16 protein-coding genes and 1 tRNA gene are annotated in these 18,115 nt (G+C 70.4%); 8 read left to right on the plus strand and 9 right to left on the minus strand.

All coding sequences use genetic code 11. The features are described 5' to 3' along the window. Positions 1 to 97 precede the first annotated feature (97 nt). From AAFX79_02115 to AAFX79_02125, 3 genes are all read right to left on the minus strand, one after another. On the minus strand, positions 98 to 2,740 hold the full coding sequence (locus tag AAFX79_02115) for a serine/threonine-protein kinase (GenBank protein ID MEO1007341.1): 2,643 nt from the start codon (positions 2,738 to 2,740) through the stop codon (positions 98 to 100). Between the two features lie 60 nt (positions 2,741 to 2,800). Further along, positions 2,801 to 3,511, minus strand: a complete 711-nt coding sequence (locus AAFX79_02120) for an RNA polymerase sigma factor (protein MEO1007342.1) — start codon at positions 3,509 to 3,511, stop codon at positions 2,801 to 2,803. A 95-nt stretch (positions 3,512 to 3,606) separates the two neighbouring features. Beyond that, a complete protein-coding gene (locus AAFX79_02125) occupies positions 3,607 to 4,617 on the minus strand; it encodes a DMT family transporter (protein ID MEO1007343.1) in 1,011 nt (336 codons plus the stop codon). Positions 4,618 to 4,832: 215 nt separating this feature from the next. Between AAFX79_02125 and AAFX79_02130 the strand changes: the two genes are divergently transcribed. Beyond that, positions 4,833 to 5,684: a ChaN family lipoprotein gene (locus tag AAFX79_02130; protein ID MEO1007344.1), complete on the plus strand. Its 852-nt coding sequence runs from the start codon at positions 4,833 to 4,835 to the stop codon at positions 5,682 to 5,684. Between the two features lie 53 nt (positions 5,685 to 5,737). Here the strand turns inward: AAFX79_02130 and AAFX79_02135 are convergent, their stop codons facing one another. Both AAFX79_02135 and AAFX79_02140 read right to left on the minus strand, forming a co-directional pair. Continuing rightward, on the minus strand, positions 5,738 to 6,325 hold the full coding sequence (locus AAFX79_02135; GenBank protein MEO1007345.1) for a flavoprotein: 588 nt from the start codon (positions 6,323 to 6,325) through the stop codon (positions 5,738 to 5,740). 61 nt (positions 6,326 to 6,386) lie between these two features. Beyond that, on the minus strand, positions 6,387 to 6,635 hold the full coding sequence (locus tag AAFX79_02140; protein MEO1007346.1) for a DNA-directed RNA polymerase subunit omega: 249 nt from the start codon (positions 6,633 to 6,635) through the stop codon (positions 6,387 to 6,389). Positions 6,636 to 6,798: 163 nt separating this feature from the next. On the opposite strand from AAFX79_02140, the gene AAFX79_02145 reads away from it, so the two are divergent. Both AAFX79_02145 and AAFX79_02150 read left to right on the plus strand, forming a co-directional pair. Continuing rightward, entirely contained in the window at positions 6,799 to 7,377 is a 579-nt protein-coding gene (locus tag AAFX79_02145) for a DUF3553 domain-containing protein (protein MEO1007347.1), read from the plus strand. A 216-nt stretch (positions 7,378 to 7,593) separates the two neighbouring features. Beyond that, positions 7,594 to 7,869, plus strand: coding sequence for a transcriptional regulator (locus tag AAFX79_02150; protein ID MEO1007348.1), 276 nt, complete (start codon positions 7,594 to 7,596; stop codon positions 7,867 to 7,869). Between the two features lie 205 nt (positions 7,870 to 8,074). Here the strand turns inward: AAFX79_02150 and AAFX79_02155 are convergent, their stop codons facing one another. Together AAFX79_02155 and AAFX79_02160 are read right to left on the minus strand one after the other, a co-directional pair. Then, a complete protein-coding gene (locus tag AAFX79_02155) occupies positions 8,075 to 8,923 on the minus strand; it encodes a protein-glutamate O-methyltransferase CheR (GenBank protein MEO1007349.1) in 849 nt (282 codons plus the stop codon). A gap of 385 nt (positions 8,924 to 9,308) precedes the next feature. Continuing rightward, positions 9,309 to 9,392 (minus strand) — tRNA-Leu (locus AAFX79_02160). 160 nt (positions 9,393 to 9,552) lie between these two features. Between AAFX79_02160 and AAFX79_02165 the strand changes: the two genes are divergently transcribed. Further along, a complete protein-coding gene (locus AAFX79_02165; GenBank protein ID MEO1007350.1) occupies positions 9,553 to 10,044 on the plus strand; it encodes a hypothetical protein in 492 nt (163 codons plus the stop codon). 19 nt (positions 10,045 to 10,063) lie between these two features. Here AAFX79_02165 and AAFX79_02170 read toward each other — a convergent pair whose 3' ends face one another. Together AAFX79_02170 and AAFX79_02175 are read right to left on the minus strand one after the other, a co-directional pair. Then, positions 10,064 to 10,372, minus strand: coding sequence for a hypothetical protein (locus tag AAFX79_02170; GenBank protein ID MEO1007351.1), 309 nt, complete (start codon positions 10,370 to 10,372; stop codon positions 10,064 to 10,066). A 165-nt stretch (positions 10,373 to 10,537) separates the two neighbouring features. Further along, positions 10,538 to 11,893: an ABC transporter permease gene (locus tag AAFX79_02175; protein ID MEO1007352.1), complete on the minus strand. Its 1,356-nt coding sequence runs from the start codon at positions 11,891 to 11,893 to the stop codon at positions 10,538 to 10,540. A gap of 312 nt (positions 11,894 to 12,205) precedes the next feature. Between AAFX79_02175 and AAFX79_02180 the strand changes: the two genes are divergently transcribed. From AAFX79_02180 to AAFX79_02195, 4 genes are read left to right on the plus strand one after another with little or no spacing between them, the layout of a single operon-like run. Next, positions 12,206 to 14,314, plus strand: a complete 2,109-nt coding sequence (locus AAFX79_02180; protein MEO1007353.1) for an SPFH domain-containing protein — start codon at positions 12,206 to 12,208, stop codon at positions 14,312 to 14,314. Between the two features lie 59 nt (positions 14,315 to 14,373). Continuing rightward, positions 14,374 to 15,405, plus strand: a complete 1,032-nt coding sequence (locus tag AAFX79_02185) for an SPFH domain-containing protein (GenBank protein MEO1007354.1) — start codon at positions 14,374 to 14,376, stop codon at positions 15,403 to 15,405. Then, positions 15,398 to 16,852, plus strand: a complete 1,455-nt coding sequence (locus AAFX79_02190) for an SPFH domain-containing protein (protein MEO1007355.1) — start codon at positions 15,398 to 15,400, stop codon at positions 16,850 to 16,852. Before AAFX79_02185 ends, AAFX79_02190 begins: the two co-directional genes overlap by 8 nt. 42 nt (positions 16,853 to 16,894) lie before the next feature. Continuing rightward, positions 16,895 to 18,115, plus strand: a complete 1,221-nt coding sequence (locus AAFX79_02195) for an ABC transporter ATP-binding protein (protein MEO1007356.1) — start codon at positions 16,895 to 16,897, stop codon at positions 18,113 to 18,115.

Raw genomic sequence — 18,115 nt, forward strand, 5'->3', positions numbered from 1 at the left:
GGCCGCGCTCCTCCGCCCGCTAAGGTACCCGGCCGCTCCGGGGCGCTCAAGGCCAAACTCGCCCGATTGCCGGCACAACCGCCCGGATGCGTCCGGTTTACCCGTCCGAGAGCAGCCCGCGGACCCGATCGATCTGTCCCTCGATGAACGCCTGGTGGGTGTCGCCGGGTGGCTCGCCTGCATCGATCTGCTGCTGCACGAATCCTGCGGCCTGCTCGTACGCGTCGAGCGCCTCCTCGAGCAGGCCCCGCCCGCCGCCCCCGGCGCCACTTGCCTGGCTCTCGAGCAGGGCACCGAGCCGATACCAGCCGACGACGGCGTCGCTGCGGTGCTGGTTGGTGGGATCGGTCGCCGCGAGGTCCCGCCGGATGGCCAGCGACTGGTCGAAGGTCGAGCGCGCCTCTGCGTATCGCCCGAGATCTTCGAGCGCACGCCCGAGCTTGTTGAGCAGCAAGGCGTGCGCCCTCAGGTGCAGCACGTTGGACTCGTCGGCCAGCACCGCCCGGCCCGCGGACTCGGCGCCGCCGCCCAGCACCTCGATGGCCCGCAGCCGCAGCCGGGTGGATTCGGTCTCGTCCGTCGCGGCCACCAGCATCGCCTGCTGGCGGAGCAGGTCGCCCCAGGTCTCGATGGCGACCCACGACTCGCGGTCGTACACGCCGCTGGCGGGATCGCGCTCGGCCATCTGCCGCATCTCGCCCGCGACGCCGGCGGCCATGGCGATTGCACGATCGAACAGCGCCACGGCTTCGTCGCGGCGGCCGTCCTCGCGTGCGAGCGTCGCGGCCCGCCGCCCGAGCATCCGAGCCTGGCGATCGAGCACGTGGGCCCGGCCCCGCGCGATGCGGGGGGCGGCGGCTTCATCGTCGCCGGGTTCGAGCCCGTCGTAGGTGTCCAGCGTGCGCGCGAAGATCATCTCGGCCCGGTCGGCGGCCCGCTGCCGCTGGTCGCCGTCGGCGGATCGCATCGATTGCTCGAGGTAGGCGTTGCCCATCTCGAACATTGCGTCGGCGCGGTCGAGCCGGAAGCCCAAGGCCGCCGCGTCCTCGCCCGCCGCATCGATCAGCCGGTCGTACGCGGCCACGGCGTCGTCGAGCGCTGCCTGCGATGCCGCGTAGCCGCGCTGCAGCCGCTCGGCGTGGCCGATCGATGCCAGCGCGTCGGCGCGCAACGCGAGCGCCTCGGCCGACTCGGGCTCGGTCGCCAGCACGCCATCGGCATCCGCGAGCGCCCGGCGATACAGCGCCATGCCAAGCTCGGGCGAGCCCACGCGGTGCATGCCCCGCCGGCCCGTGTAGAGGCTGCCCACCCGCAGCCGCTCGCGGCCGATGAACAGCTTCTCGAGCGTGTTCTCGGGATCGCCGTCGGCGTCGAGCTCGTCCAGCACGCCCACGCCGGCCTCGCCCAGCGCGATCTTCGCGGGCGTCGCGCCGCGGAGCGCGTTGATCGAGTCCCAGTAGTCGTTGAGCATGACGCGGGCCAGCTCGAAGGCCTGGTCCCGGCGGCGCTCGGCGAGCTGCCGCTGCACCGACTCGCGCTGCCCCGCGGCCACCGCATCGGCCCGGGCGTCCTCGGCCTTGCCGTAGAGCACCGTGATCGTGATCGCGAAGACGACCAGCGCCACCGCGGCCGCGACACCCAGCCCCACCGGCACGCGGTATCGCCGCAGCGTCTTGGTGATGACGTACCACCCGCTGTCCCGCTTGGCCTCGATGGGCTGGCCGTGCAGGAACCGGGTGATGTCCCGGCCCAGGTCGCCCGCGCTCTGGTACCGCCGGTCGCGGTCCTTGGCCAGCGACTTGAGGATGATGGTCTCGACCTCGTCGTTAATCTGCCGCCGGATGGTGCTGGGTCGCGCGGGCTCGGCCTTCAGGATGTTGTCCAGCACGTCCCGCATGTTGCCGGCCACCTCGTAGGGGAAGCGGCCCGTCAGCAGCTGGTACAGCATCACGCCGAGCGAGTACACGTCCGTGCGGACGTCGATGGCGGCGGGGGAGCCCTCGGCCTGCTCGGGGCTCGCCCACGGGAGCGAGCCGATGAACTGTCCGGTCATCGACATCAGCCGCGGGCTCTCCTTGCCGTCCAGCTCGGGCACCGCCGTCTTGGCCAGCCCGAAGTCGACCACGATGGGCTCGCCCTTGTCGTCGATGCGGACGTTGGCGGGCTTGAGGTCCCGGTGGATCACGCCCTTGAGGTGCGCGGCGTTGACGGCGTCGCAGATCTTCGCGAACAGCTGCAGCCCCTCGCGGATGGGCAGCTTGCCGGCCGCGATGAGCCGATCGAGCGGCTTGCCGCTGATGTAGTCCATCACGTAGAAGCACGAGCCGTCGCCGGTCACGCCGCTGTCGTGGATCCGCACGATGTTGGGGTGGTCTAGCTGCCCGAGCACCTGGACCTCGCGCTCGAAGCGGGCCCGGCCCGAACTGCCCATGAACGGGCCGCTGTGCATCACCTTGATCGCCACCCGCCGCCGCGTGGCGAGTTGCACCGCCTGGTACACCACGCCCTGGCCGCCCCGGTGGATCTCGCGGACCAGCTCGTACCCCGGGAACGCGCCCGCGGGTGGCATCGGTGGCCCTTCGGCCCAGGCCCTCGGGTTCTCGGGCCACGAACTCTTCGGTTCGGCGGCCTGCAGCGCGGCCTCGATCAGCTTCCGCTCGCCGTTGCCGCCGGCGTCGGACCCATCGCGCCCCTTGCCCTCCGGGCCGTTGCTGCCGGCGGTGCTGTCGGAGTCGGCCATGGCTGGGCTTCCGTGCGGATTGTGCCGTGCGCGGCGAGCGAACTGCGGGCGCGGCTGCGATCAGCCGCCGGTGCGCGTGAAATAGTTGCCCTCGTCGCCCATCGCCTCGCGCAGCCGATCGTGCGCCCTCGACCGCAGCATGTACACCGCGCCCACCGAGCGACCCATGGCCCGGGCGACCTCCTCGACGGGCCGGCCCGCCAGGTCGTACTCGCGGATGACCCGCGCGTAGTCCCCCGGTAGCGTCGAGAGCATCCGCTCCATCATCACGACGGCCTCGTCCCGCGCCGCGAACCGCGACGGCGTCGTCCGGCTCGCCCCAGAGATCTGCTCGATGAGCGTGACCGCCGAGTCGCTCGCATTCGGGCTCGCGTGCGCCCGCCGCGCGGGGTCCGGCCGCTTGGCGGCCTGCGCCGCGCGGATGGCGTCCAGCAGGTTGTTCTCGGCGATCCGCGTGACCCAGGCGCGGAAGCCGCGGGCCCCGCCCTCGCGGAACTGGCCGATGCGACCGACGACCTCGATGTAGGTCACCTGCAGCACGTCGTCGGCCTCGATGGTCGTCCGCAGCACCGCGGGGATGCGGGCGTCCAGACGCGCCCGCAGCGGACCCGCCAGCCCCTCGAGAGCGTCCACCAGCGCGCCCCGGTCGCCCCGCAGCGCCCGGGCGAGAAGGGCCTCGGCGGCGTCGGCGTGCGGATCGCCCGCCCGCGGACGACGCGGGCCCGCATCGCCGGGCTGAGACTCGCCGGACTGTGCGTGATTCGAGGGCATGGCGGCGCGATCCTCGGGTGCCGGGGTCGCTGCATTGTAAGCGGGAGGCATGCGGGTTTTCACGGAGATTGCGTCCCGAGAGGTAGCCGGCCTGTTCAGCGATGCTGCGGGTGCCATGCCCCCCCGAGCGACACCGGCGGTCCCGACTCACGCGGCCCGGTGGCCCCGGGCAGAAAAACCAGCAATGCCACGCCGCCGATGGCCACCACGGCCCCCACGAACGCCCGGGGCGACACCCGCTCGCCCTGCAGCAGCACCATCGGCAGCACGAATACGGGGGCCAGCGAGCACAGCGTCTGGGCCACGCCCACGCTGGTCAGGTCGGCCGTCACCAGCGACATCCACATGCCCAGGAACGGCCCGACCAGGGCTCCGAGCGCCGTGAACCCGAATCCGATCCAGAAGATCCGGCGGGGGATCTTGTGCTCGGGCTTGCCGGCCGTGAACCGCCAGCGCGCGAACAGCACCGGCGTCATGCAGAGGATCGCAACGGCGATGCGGACCTGCGTGGCTGCCAGCGTGCCCAGGTGCTCGTCCTCGGGTAGCCACCCGTGGCCCATGCCCGCCTTGCTGAGCAGCAGCCCGCCGCCCTGGCAGACCGCGCCGACCAGCGCCAGCACGATGCCCCGTACGCGGTGGGGGTGCGGCCGATCATCAACCCTCGTGTGCGGCCGCTCCAGGATGACCCAGGCCACGCCACCGATGGTGACCGCGATGCCCACCAGCGCCGCCCCCCCGAGCGTTTCGTCGAGGAACAGCCAGCCCGCGAGCGCCGCCCAGATGGGCGCGGTGGCCATCATCAGCAGGCTGAGCCTGGGCCCGATGTCCACGAAGGCCGTGAACAGCGCCTGGTCGCCGATGACGATGCCCACGATGGACGAGGCCGCGAGCAGGAGCACCATGCGGTCGTTGACGTCGGGCAGCGGGCTGCCGGTGCTCGCCCAGAGCGCCCCGGTCAGCAGCACGATCGCCACGTACAGCCGCAGCCCATTAACCAGCGTGGGCCCGATGCGCCTTCCGCCGGCGGCGAAGCAGATCGACGTCAGGGCCCACAGCAGGCTCGTGAAGACGCCGGCGGCGTAGCCGAGGTAGGCTGTGTGCTCCACGCTCGCCGCTCCCGCCGCCCCGGACCGTCCGAGGCCGGCGAGCATAGAGCGCCGCCGGCACGCAACGCCATCGAGGAATGACGATGACCAGGATTCTGATAGTGCTTCTCGCGGCGATCGTGGCGTCGGGGTGCGCAAGCTCCCCCGGGCCTCGCCAACCCCGAAGCGAATCGGTCCTGGCCAGCCTCACCGAGCAATACACGCGAGTCCGGCTCATGGACGGACGCACCGGCGAGCCCGTGGCCGCCGGCGACCTCGCCGAACGCCTCGACCGGGCGGACGTGGTGCTCTTCGGCGAACTGCACGGCCACCCCGTCGGGCTGCCTGTAGCCGCCGCCATCTGGCGCGACATGCTTGGGCACCGCGAGGAGGGTCGGCGGCCCGCGCTGCTGCTGGAGTTCTTCGAGCGCGACCAGCAGCTGGCCATCGATGACTACCTCGCCGGCATGATCGAGGAGGACGAGTTCCTCGGGGCGACCGGCAAGCGGCCGGACTACGACCACCGGGAAATGCTGGAGTTCGCCAAACTGCGGGGCCACCCGGTGATCGCCGCCAACGCGCCGCGTCGCTACGTCCGCCTCGCCCGCACCGACGGCTTCGATCGGCTGCGAGGCCTGAGCCCAGCCCAGCGATCCATGTTCGTGCTGCCGCCGACCGATGACGGGCCCAAGGCCTACCGAGATCGCTTCGTCGAGGCCATGGGCGGCATGGACGCGGGCCACGGCGGCTCGGGACCGCTCGACTTCCTGCGGGCCCAGCTCGTGTGGGACGCGACGATGGCCGACAGCGTGGCGACCGCCCTGGAGCACAGGCACGCGCCCGTGGCGCTCGTCGTCGGCCGCTTCCACGTCGAGTTCGACGGCGCGACGCGGAGCTACCTGCAGGCCCGCCGACGCGGCGCGGACATACTGAGCATCGTCATGGTCGACGCCTGGAGCGACGAACTCCGCGAGGAGGACCGGGGCCGCGGCGACATCGTCGCGTACGTGGGGCCCGTGGAGCGGGCCTCGCGGCCGCCCGCGGGCAGCGCCGAATCCGGGTCGACAGACGGGGACTCGGGCGGCTGAGCGCGGACGTCGCGCCGCGACTCATCCGCCGCACGGAACGAAGCGTTCGTCGTCTACTGACGCCGCGCAATTGCCTCGTCGATTGCGGCCATCAGCGTCTCGGGCTCGGGCATGCGACCCGGGCCAACGTGGCGGCAGGCCTGCCAGCCGCTCTCGGCATCCAGGATCACGAAGCCGTCGCCCCGCAGCTGTGCGATGTTCCGCTGCGTGCTGGGCTGGGCCAGCATCACCCGGTTCATCGAGGGCGACAGCAGCACCGGCACACGCGCACGATCGGTCGCCGCCAGGATGAGCGCGACGGGATCGTCGGCGCGGCCCGTCGCCAGCCGCGCGAGGCAGTCCATCGAGCAGGGCGCCACGAGCGCCACGTCGATCGCGTCCGCCACCGCGATGTGCCGGACCTCGCCGCCGCCCGCCGCGGTCGCATCGGACCAGATGTCGGTGATGACCGGCCGGCCGGCGAGGGCGGCGAAGGACTGCGCGGAGACGAACCGCGTCGCCGCCTCGGTCATGGCGACGGTGACCTCGGCTCCACGCTGCGCGAGCGTGCTGACCAGGGCGGCGGTCTTGAAGGCCGCGATGCCACCGGTGACGCCGACGAGCATCCGCCGGCCCTGCAGATCCCGGACGGTGGTATCCATGGGCGGCATGGATCGGTCCCCGTGGATCAATCCCCGTAGGTCGATCCCCGTAGATCGGTCCCTAGAGCAGCGGCTCGTCGTCGCCGCCGGAGGCGAGCGCCGGCGCGGCGTCCTCCTCCGTCCAGCCCAGCGCGATCTTGTCCTGCTGGATCTCCTCGATCACGAGCTCGAGGTCGCTGCGGCCCTCACGCTCCACTAGCGGGCGGGCACCATCCAGCAGCTCGACCAGCCGACGCTGGATCAGCACCGTGAGCTTGAAGCGGCCCCCGACCTTGTTGGCGATCTCGTTGCTCTTCAGGGCTTCGATCATGGGCGTAGCGGGCTCCGATGGCCGACACCCGGGCACGCGGGCCGCGGGCATCGTCGCGGGGGACGATGGGATCAACAATCAATCGTAATGCTAGGCCCGCGGGCCGCTACCATCGAAACTCAGCCCGCCCGCACTCCACTCACCCAATCCGACGGAGATCCGCGTGGATCCTGATGCCGAGCCGGCGGCGACCGGCGTCAAGAAGGGCGACCGCGTCCGACTCAACACCCGCCCCGAGTGGGGCCACGGCGAGGTGCTGTCGGTCATCGCCACCATCGTCGATGGGGCGCCCACGCGGAAGGTCCGCATCCGCTTCGCCCGGGCCGGCGTGCGGGAGGTCGTCGAGGGCCCGGCGCTGGCGGCCGACGAGGCGGGCCCGATCGACCTCGACCCCGCCTCGCTCAACGCGAAGCTCTGCGCACTGCCCGAGCACGTCCGAGATCCGCTCCGGCCGCTGGCCGACCGCTTCCGCGAGACCGGCGTGATGTTCCGCTACACGGGCCAGGGCGGCTCGCTCATCGACTGGGCCGCCTCCCAGACCGGCCTAGTCGATCCGCTGTCGGCCCTTGCTCGGCACGACATCGAGAACGCCTTCGTCCGCTTCCGCCCGCTGCTCACCGAGCACCTCCGCACGCTGGGCCGCTCGATGAAGCAGCAGGACGAGGCCGAGTTCCGCCGCCTGGCGCTCGCGATGCCCGAGGCGGCGCAGCACGTGTTGCGGGGACGCAACGCCCGGCGTTGAGGCCCGGCGACATCCGCCACCGCCCGCGGAACGCCGCCGACCGCCCGCCGCCGCCCAGAACGCACAAACGGACCCGCTGGCGTTGCTGAGGCTCGCTTTTATGGGACGTCCGTCCTCCCGGCGCATCCTGGCACGCCCCGGGCGCACGGGTTGTACTCCGCTCTTGCGGTGGTCGTGGCAGGGCGGCCCCGACATGCACAGACCCGGAGGCAGGCCATGAACGACCAGGACTTCCATGCGAGGCTTAGCAGTTTGCTCACCAAGATCAACGAACTGCCCGAGGGCGAGCGCGACCGATTGCAAGAGCTCGCCGATCAGACCAAGTCTCGCCACGATCGCGTCAAGAAGGCCATCGGCGAGATGCAGGAATCGCTCGACTACCTCCGCCTGAGCGTGAAGTACCTCGTCTTCGATCTCGAGGCCACCCGCCGCGAGAACCGCTACCTCCGCAGCATGCTGGCCCGCTCCGCGGGCGATGAGGCCCAGGACTAGTCCGGGCCGACCCCCGTCCACGCGACGAAGAACGCCCATCGCGCCCGTCCGCCCAGCGGCGTCCGCGGCGCATTGCCCTCCGTGAGGCCGGCCAGACGTGGCCGGTTTCTTTATGCCTGCCTCGCGTCCGGAATCGACACGGCCCAAGCCGGACGGGCCGCCGACCTTGCTCGGCATGGTCTGGGAGCCACGATCCCGGCGCGAGCTACGCCTTGCGATAGCAGAAGCCGCCGGGCTCGGCCCGGGCGACGAAGGGCCCGTCCGCGGGTCCGATGCCATCCGACGGACCGAGCACGAGCGTGCCGTCGTCGGCCAGCTGGCGACGGAACAGATCGAGCACCTTGCCCCTGGTATCCGGGTCGAGGTCCACGAGCCCGTCGCGGCAGATGATGGCGTCCCAGACGCCGTGCCGCCGCGCCGCAAGCGCATCCTTGAGCGTGTGCGGCTTGAAACTGACCAGGGAGCGGATGTCGTCGTGCACCCGCCATCCCTTGCCGTGTCGCTCGAAGTACCGCTGCTTGGCCGCCTCGGGCGTGCCGCGGAGCGCCTCTTCGGAATAGCAACCCTCCAAGGCGATCTCGAGGCGGCGCTCGGAGATGTCGGTCCCGAGGATCTCGACGTGCCAGTCCCAGAGACTCGCGCCGAGCGAACGGTGCACCATCATCGCCAGCGCGTAGGCATCGGCGCCCGAAGCGCAGGCCGCCGACCAGATCCGCAGGCGCCTCGTTGTCTGGCGGGCCTCGAGCAGCTCGGCCAGCACGACCTGTTCGACGACCGCGAGCTGGGACTCACCGCGGAAGAACGAGGCGTCGTGGGGGGTGATGCGGTCGAGCATCTCCTGGAATTCCTGGTGCTGGTAGGGTCCCATCGAGAGCAGCGAAACGTACTGGTCGAAGTCGTCGAGCCCCAGTTCTTCCAGCCGCGGCCACAGCCCCGACTCCAGCATCTTCCTGTGGTCGGCCCGGACGCGGACGCCGGAACGATCGAAGGCGATCTGTGCGAGCCGGTCGAAGGTGGCGTCGGAGAGCGTGATGGTGTCGGCGGCGACCGTCATGGAACGTTCCTCAGCTTGCTGCGGCGCTCCGGAGTGGCGGCCTGCACCGCGGCTTTCCTGGTCTCGTGCAGGACCTCCGGTGCCGCTGGGGCACGCAGGCCGTCGGCCCGCGCGGCATTGCATACGCCGCAGGGTGCGGGTCTTGGAGTAGCTATCGGCCGCTGGCCGGTGCGTCTGAATGGCAACTCGCCGTGGCCGAGAGGCCGGGCGTATGCACACCAAGACGGCCCTTGGGCGTTCCATCCGCGCGACGTCCGGCCACGGCGGCGGGCCCATCGAGGCGCGAACACCCGTCGTGAGGCAAGCGCGATCGAGAGAATGCTCGCGATCCGATTGCGATCCACAGATGGAATCCAGAGCGAACACGCGAACGTGTCCGCGGAAATGCCCAGGAGAGGACTCGAACCTCCACCCCGTTGCCGGGACTACCACCTCAAGGTAGCGCGTCTGCCAATTCCGCCACCTGGGCTCGCGGCCGCCACGGCGGCGCAGGAGGGAGGATAGCGAACGGTCCGAGATGAGTCGAGCGTACTATCTCGTGCAAGCGTTCGCGGCTGCGCAGGCCGCCGGCGACCGGCCCGAGTGGGTCCCGCGGGTCTCGGGCCGCAACGAACGATCAGGGAGGGTTCATGCAGGCTCCGGGAACGTCGTCGGTCATGCCGGCCGGATTCGAGACGCTGCTCGATCGCATCGCCGCGGGCGCCCGCGAGGCGGACGTCTTCGGGGACGTGCGGAAGGAAGCGGGCCGCCTCGCCTGCGACGCTCGATCGTCGGCCGAACCGGCGACCTACCGGCTGGAATGGGACGGCGGGCCATGGGTGTCGCTCGTGACGGCGAACCGCTGGCTCAGCGAGTCGATCGAGGCCGACCTCATGCACACCGGCGACAAGCTTGAAGAATTGCTGGAAGAGGAAATGGTCGAACTCGGCTACGACGGATCGTCGCCGACCTTCGAGCACTTCCGCTCCGAGGATCTACTGTTTACGTTCCGAACGCCGCTCGAACTGGGCGACGATATCGCGAGCGAAGAGGCGGGCACGCGAGCCCTCGCCATGCTGCTGGGATACGAGGCGTGCTTCCGCCAACTCGGCGATATGGACGACTCGGGAGAGGGCGACTAGCCGACCGAGAGGGCCCGGATTACGAGCCGCCGACCTCGTAGCCCTGCTCGATGTAGCTCTGCTGCTGCTCCTCGATGCGTTGCAGTTCTTCGCGCTTCTCTTCTTCGGTCGGAGGCACGTACCGCACCGTATTGCCGCTGCTGTCCTTGGGCCCGCTGCTGCCGAAGGGCGAGGGGATGATGTTCAGCTGCATGGCGATCACGACGCCCGCGACGACGAAGATGGCCGCGGCGATCCCGATCTTGATGACCTTCGGATCGACCCCGCCGCCTCCGCCGGAGCTACCACCCGAACCTGCAACATCGATGCCGTCGAGAAGGGATGACATGGGGAGATCCTCCGAATCCAGGTCTGGGCTGGTTGGCCGCGCCCAGGCCCCGCGGGTACACCAAACCGATGGCAACTCTAGTCGCCGCACGGGCACGCATCGAGCCCTGGCAGACGCCCCAGACAGGAGTCTGTACGCGAGCCCGAGGCGGCGGTTCTGCGGCCGCTAGCCCACGTCGCGACGCTGGAACAGGGCGACGGCGAGCGCCAGGAAGGCGGCGATCTGGAGCGACGCGTAGACCACAATCATCGCGAAATGGGTTACCGGAACGGCCCGGTTCTGGGTCACCGCGTCGAGCAGCCAGAAGTAGTGCATATTGGGCACGACCGCCCACAGCCCCGCCACCAGCGGATTGACGCGAGTCGGCCTCATAAAGACGTAGTCGTCCGACCTGGGCGCCCGGGCGACCGCCTGCGGCTCCCGGCCCACGTTCCGCACCACCAGCGTGGTGCCATCGGACTCGACCACCACGAGGCCCGGCGGGGTCTCGGGCCTAAACAGCGCCGCGGTCTCCGACGCGTCGCCCTCGAAGGGCGCAAACGTGCCCGAGGCGAGCGAGAAGCCGTTCGGGTTGGCGCCGTAGAAGAAGGAGCTGCCCGCCGGCACCCGCTGCCTTGGCAGATCGGTCAGCGTGATGGTGTAGGTGGCCCCACGGCTGCCGAGCCCCTCGTCCGCGGTGGACGCCGGCTCGGCCGACGCGATGACCCCCAGCACGTCGTTCTGATAGGCCTGGCGGCCCAGGAAGTGGTTGGAGAGAAGACCGCCGAAGAACACCGCCGCGCAGGTGATGATGGTCATCACCTGCCCGAGCCTGGTCGATGCGGCCGTCGCCACCGCGGTCAGGACGAGGATCGCCAGCGCCATCGCGCCGCAGGCGACCAGGATCTTGGGCTTGAGGTCCACCATCGGCGACTGCAGTTCCCACCGCTTGGAGAACAGCAGCACCGCGACGTAGGCCAGCACGATGAGCGGCAGCAGCGTCGTCATGGCCGTCTGGTTGAACGACCATCCGTACATGTAGTTGGCGGCAGCCGCCAGCAGCAGCGACGCAAACACCGCACCGAATCCGAACAGGAGCACCGGTTGGTCGAGGTGGTCGCCCGCGGTGCTGAGCACGCCGTGGCGGATGGCCAGCATCAGGAAGGCCAGCATGATGACCACGGCGCCGGTGATCGCCCCGGCGACCCCGATGTACTTGCCCGCGACAACCACGGCCCGCGGGATGGGCTTGCTGATGACCGTGAGCATCGTGCGGCGCTCGATCTCGGAGGAGACCACCGCCGTCGCCAGGAACGAGGCCATCAGCACGCCACAGCCGAAGATGGTCGCTAAGCCGATGTCCAGCAGCAGCTTGTTGTCGGCGGAGACCTCCGCGGTCGAGCTGCGGCCCATGGAGAATGCCGCCGTCCACGTGTTGAAGACCTGCAGCAGGGCGCAGGCGAGCACCAGCAGAAGCAGCACGGGCTGGCGGACGCTCTCGACGAACGTGTTGCGGGCGATGGTCAGCAGCTGGTTGAGCATGGGGGTCTCGGCGGCGCAGCTCGGGATCGGTGAGCATCATTCGCTTCCTGTGGCCGCCGGGGTCGGTCCATTTTGGTTTCCGTGATCCCGCGAGCAACCGACAGGAGTCCGCTCCGCGATGGAGCGTAAAAGGTCGATGCGAGCCCACCGATCATCGAACTCTGCGACCCGCGCCTCGTAGCACGCGGTTACCCACGCCGGTCGGCGGGGCGGTTCCGGGGTGGACACCCGGGGCCGGGTGCGTCAGAATGCGGGGCGGTCGGGGGCGGTTCGGGCAGGCCGCCCGCCGCGGGCCGTGCCTCGGAGCCGAGCATGTCGGGCGACATCAACACCTACCGCCGCGCGTCGGGACACTGCGTCCTGGGCCTGATCCTGCAGATCATCGTGGGCTGCGGCCTGCTGATCTACGGTGCCGTCGGCCAAGAACCGACCGCGATCACCGGCTCGATATTCGCGTTGGCGGGGGTGCTGCCCTGGCTGGTGCTGCTGATCCTCTACGACCAGCACCGCCGCGAGCGGATCGAGGCGATGGAGGCCGAGGCCTTCGCCGCCACCGACGCGGCGACGTCCTCGGTGTTCGAGGAGGTCGGCGACGACCTGCGGGTCTCGGGCCGGCGGCTTCGCCTGCTTCGGCTGTACGCGGTTCCCGCCGTCGGGCTGGTGTTCGCCGCGATCCTCGCGACGCTCGGGGTGCTGCGGTTCGGGCCGGGCCGAGAGGCCGCCCAGCCCGCCACCTTCGTCGAGCCCACGCACGATCTGGTGGGCCTGACGCTCGGCCTGGCGATCGCGGTCCTCGGGTTCATGTTCAGCCGCTACACCGCCGGCATGGCCAAGCGTCCCGCGTGGACGGCACTGCAGGGCGGCGCGACGGTGGCCGCCGGTACCGCGCTCTTCGGCTTCGTCGTCGCACTGGGGCACATCGTCAACCAGCTGGGATCGGACCAAGTGCTGCGGGCGATGCTCTACATCGCTCCGGCCTTGCTCGTCGTGCTCGGCGCCGAGACGGTGCTCAACTTCCTGCTGGAGCTCTACCGCCCCCGCAAGCCCGACGAGGGCTTCCGCCCGCCCTTCGCCTCGAGGCTGCTCGGCCCCCTGGCCTCGCCCGAGACCGTGGCCGAGTCGGTCAGCGGCGCCATCGACTACCAGTTCGGCTACGAGGTATCGCGGAGCTGGATGTACCAGCTGCTGACCCGCCGTGCATGGCTGCTGGTGCTTGTCGCGCTGCTGCTGATCTGGGGCATGACCTCGGTCGTCGTGGTGCGGCCCGACCAGACGGCCATCCATACCCGCTTCGGCGGCGTCGTGCGGGCGAGCGTGGAGCCCGGCCTGCGATGGAAGTGGCCCTGGCCCATCGACCGCATCGAGGTGCCCGGCGTGTACGAGCCCCTGGAGGACGGCGGCACCCGGCTGACCGGGCGCTCAACCGCCGTCGTGCGCATGGTCTGGGGCGCCAGCGCGCCGCGGGCCCTGGACGACCGACCGCCGCTGTGGTCCAACCTGCAGGAAGAGGACGACTCCTCCATGCTGGTGCAGCCCTCGCGGGACACCGTGTCCGGTGTGGGCGGCGCCACCGACGGCCGCGACCTGAGCCTGATGCGGGTGGAGGTGCCCGTCCGCTTCGCGATCGACGACGTGGAGGCCTGGGCGCTGCTCACCCAGGATGGCGCCCACCAGGAGATCCTCGACCGCATCACCCAGCGGGTGGTCATGCGGTACCTCGTGCGGACCCGCGTGGACGAGCTGCTCGGCGCACAGCGGCGGGAGATGGCCGCCGAGATCCGCGATCGGCTGCACGACGAGTACGTGCGGATCAACCCCAAGTCGGACGGCGAGCCCGTCGTGCGGATCCTCTCGGTGGGCGTGACGGGTGTGGCTCCGCCGGCGGGCGCCTCGCTGCAGTTCGAGCAGGTCATCGAGGCCCAGCAGAAGTACCTCGCGCAGAAGGCGGCGGCCGAGGCCGACGCCATCCAGACGCTCACCGAGGTCGTCGGCTCGGTCGACCTGGCCGATTCGATCGTGGCCTCGATCGAAGAGCTCAACGCCCTGACCGAACTGCAGTCGCAGGAGGCGACCGACGAGCGGTCCCGCCGCATCGTCGAGAAGCAGATCGAGATCGAGGCCTTGCTGGCCGACGCTGGCGGCGAGGCCGCGGCGCTCATCGCCGAGGCCAACGCCGGCCGGTGGGAGCGGCACATGGGCGAGCGGGGTGACGCGGCGCTGTACGCCGGCCAGCTCGCCGCCGACCGCGCCAACAGCTCGTATTATCGCGCGCAGCTGTACCTGCAGCGGTTCTTCGACGCCCTGCAGGATCGCCGGGTCACCATCGTGCCCGACGCCGCCGACCTGCAGCTCGACGTCGACGTCACATTCGAGAGGCAGGACACGGGATTCCTGCAGGACGACTTCCGTGGCGGCGGCTGACGCCACCGCTCCAGACGTGCAGCCAATCATCGATCGCGTGAAAACCGGAGCCCGATCGCATGCCCAAGACCAAGTTCCTCGTGTCGATGCTCGTCGCGGCCGCCTTCGTGGTCGTGCTGGTGCTGTACTCGGTGACCTACACGGTGCGATTCACCGAGGTCGCGGTGGTGACGCGGCTCGGCCAGATCGTCGATACGCGGGCCGAGCCCGGGTTGGGCGGCAAGCTCTTCTACCCCATCGACTCGGTCACCAAGTACGAGACCACGAGCCGGCTGACGCAGGCCAAGATCGAGACCTACCAGACCCGCGACGATCGCCAGCTGATCATCGGCGCCTTCGCGATCTGGCGGATCAAGCCCGAGGAGGCCGACGTCTTCTACCGCCGCTTCGGCAGCGCGGGCACGCGGGACGAGCACTACGAGGCCGCTGCGACCCTGGTCGAGGACACCCTCCGCAGCGCCATGTCCGAACTCAGCTCGTACGCAATGGCCGAGCTGTTTACGCCCAACGAGGGCGAATCCCGCCTCGATGAGCTCGAGGCGGCCGTGCTGGCGCAGATGAAGGCCAACCTCGAGGGCCAGGGCGAGCGGAGCTTCGGCATCGAGGTCCAGCAGACCGGGCTCGCCCGCGTCACGCTGCCCCAACAGACTACCGAGGCTGCCCTCGAGCGGATGCGGCAGGACCGCGCCCGCCTCGTGACCGAGTTGGAGGGCCAGGGCGAGTCCGAGGCGCAGGCGATTCGCTCGACCGCCACCTCACAGGCCAACATCATCCGCGAATTCGCCGAGAACCGCGCCAAGGAGATCCGCTCACTCGGCGAAGCGGAGGCGGCCCAGTATCTCGCCGCCATGCAGGCCAATCCGGACCTGGCAATCTTCCTCAAGCAGCTCGAGATGCTCGACCAATCGCAGTTCTCTCGGGCCACGCTGATCTTCTCGACGGCGGCGCCTGGACTGAACCTGCTGGATCCATCGCTCTTCGCGAACGCGCGGCCGGGCGAGATCCCGGGCCTCGAGCCCTTCGTGTCGGCCGATCGGGGCGACGCGATGCTCGCCGATCCCCAGTCGGTGGAGGACGATTCCGGTGAGTGACGCGACCAACGGCGAACCAACACGCCCCGAGGATGGGCACGACGACTCCATCGAGTCGGTGCTGCCCGCCGCCGAAGAGCAGGAATCGACCGCCCGCGCGGCCTCGCTGCGGCTCCGCACGCAGGAGGAGAGCGGCGAGCGGACCATCGACGACATGCACGCCGCCAACGAATCGCTGGCGGCGGCCTTCCGGACGATGTTCCGGTTGCTGCAGGTCGCGATCGTCGGCCTCGTCGTCGTCTACGGCGTCAGCGGCATCAAGGCCGTCGATGCCGGCCAGCGGGGCATCAAGACGCGCTTCGGCGAGCCGCTGGGCACCGAGGTCTCGCCCGGCATCACCTTCGCCTGGCCCTACCCCATCGGCCAGCTGATCCGGGTCGAGACCGGCCAGCGGACGCTCCAGCTCGAAGAGGAGTTCTGGTTCGAGGTCCGCGAGCAGGATCGCAACCTTCCCTTCGAGCAGCTTGCGCGGCTGCCGAGCCGATCGCTCAACCCGGTCCGCGATGGCTCTCTGCTCACAAGCGACCAGAACCTCGTGCACACGCAGTGGACCATCGTCTACCGCCGTGCCGATCCCACGCAGTTCGCCCAGAACATCGCGGCCGAGGACGAGGAGGCCATCGTGCGATCGGCCGTGCAGCGCGGGGTCATCCGCGCCGTTTCGGCCACGACCATCGACGACCTGCTCCGGTCCGCCGCGGGCGCCGGGGGCGTGGCGGCGCGGGCTCAACGGGTCGCCCAGGAGACGCTCGATGCCGTCGACTCGGGGCTGATCGTCGAGTCGCTGGTGATGCGGCAGCGCACGCCGCCCATGAGGGTGTGGAACGCCTTCACCGAGGTGCAGGGCGCGGAGACGGCCGCCCAGACCGCACGCGTCTCCGCCGAGTCGTTCGCGCAAAAGGAACTCAACCGCGTGGCGGGGCCCGCCGCCGGCGAGATCCTCCGCCAGATCGACCGCTACGAGGCGGCCGTCGAGCTGGGGGACGATGCCGAGCAGGCGCTCGCGCTCGACACCGTGCGTGGGCTGCTCCATGGCGACGAGGTCCTCATCGACGGCGACCTCGAAGTCATCCCCGTCAGCGGTGAGGTCACGCAGATCCTCAACGAGGCCGAGCGACAGAGGGTGGAGGTCGCCCAGGCGGCCCGCCGGATGCTCCGCCTGTACGAGGTCAAGCAGGCCCAATTCCTCGAGGATCCCGACCTGGTCGTGCGTCGGGACTGGGCCGAGGCGATGACCAGCTTCCTCGAGCGGGAGACCGTCACGACGATGATGGTGCCGCCCGGCGTGCTGCGGCTTGCGCTCAACCTGGATCCCGAGACCCAGCGCCGCGCCCGCGAACTGGAGCAGGAGCGGCTCAACGAGGAGGCAGCCGATCGACGCGAGCGGCGGCTCCGCGAGGAGGCCTTCCGCACCGATACCGGCAGGCGGGAACTCGATGGCGGCTGAGTGCCGACGCGTGGACGCTCGTTCACCCCAGGAGCACAGGGCATGACGCAGACGGCAGCGACCACCGCGGCCACGCAAGGCGGGGAGGCCCCGCGGCCGGTCATCGCCTGCCAGGGCCTGACCAAGATCTTCCGCGACTTCTGGCTCAGGCCCAGGGCCCACGCCGTGGGCGACCTGACCTTCGACGTCCGGCCGCACGAGGTCTTCGGCCTGCTGGGCCCCAACGGCTCGGGCAAGAGCACGACCATCAAGATCATCCTGGGCCTGCTCAAGCCGACGCGGGGCCGGGTCGCCGTGTTCGGCCGACCGCCGACCGACGTCGCCATCAAGAAGCGGATCGGCTACCTGCCCGAGGAGAGCTACCTCTACCCCTTCCTCAACGCCCGCGAGACGCTGGACTACTACGGGCGGCTGTTCGGCCTCGACCACCGCACGCGGCAGGGTCGCATCGATGAGCTGCTGGATATGGTCGGCCTCAGCGGTGCGCAGTACCGCCAGGTCCGCGAGTACTCCAAGGGCATGCAGCGGCGGATCGGGCTCGCGCAGGCGCTCATCAACGATCCTGACCTGCTGATCCTCGACGAGCCGACCACGGGTCTGGATCCGATCGGCACCCGGCAGGTCAAGGACCTAATCCTCGAGCTGGGCCGCCGCGGCAAGACGGTGCTGCTCTCCAGCCACCTGCTGGCCGACGTCGAGGACGTGGTCGATCGCATGGTCGTGCTCTACGGCGGCACGCTGCGCAAGGCGGGCGACCGCGACGCGCTGCTCGAGAGCCAGGACAAGACCACGATCGAGACCGACGCGCTCGACGACGCCACGCTCAGCGAGATCGACGAGGTCATCCGCCGCCGCACGGGCGGGGCGAAGTCGGTCCGCCGCGTCGCGCACCCGAGGCAGCGGCTCGAGGAGCTGTTCCTCAGCATCGTCGAGGAAGCCCAGGCCGAGCGCCTGGACAACGCCGGCGCCGCCCACGGGGGGCGGACGGCCGAGTTCCTCCGCGATGCGGGCGAGCCCGACGGCGGGGCGCTCATCGATGACCTGGTGCGGGGCGCGCCCGAGCCCGAGGAGCCACCGGCGCCCGCCGAAGCCGCGGAGCCGGCCGAGCCCGAACCCGTGGAGGACGTCGTCGAGAGCCTACTGGACGAGGACGTCCGGCCCAAGGAGGCGGCCGAGCCCGACGAGGCCGCCGAGGTCGACATGAACGTCATCGGCTCGCTCGTCGACGACGACGGCGACGCCCCCAAGCCGCGGGAATCCTGA

This window comes from Planctomycetota bacterium, from assembly GCA_039819165.1.
Lineage (GTDB): Bacteria > Planctomycetota > Phycisphaerae > Phycisphaerales > UBA1924 > JAHCJI01.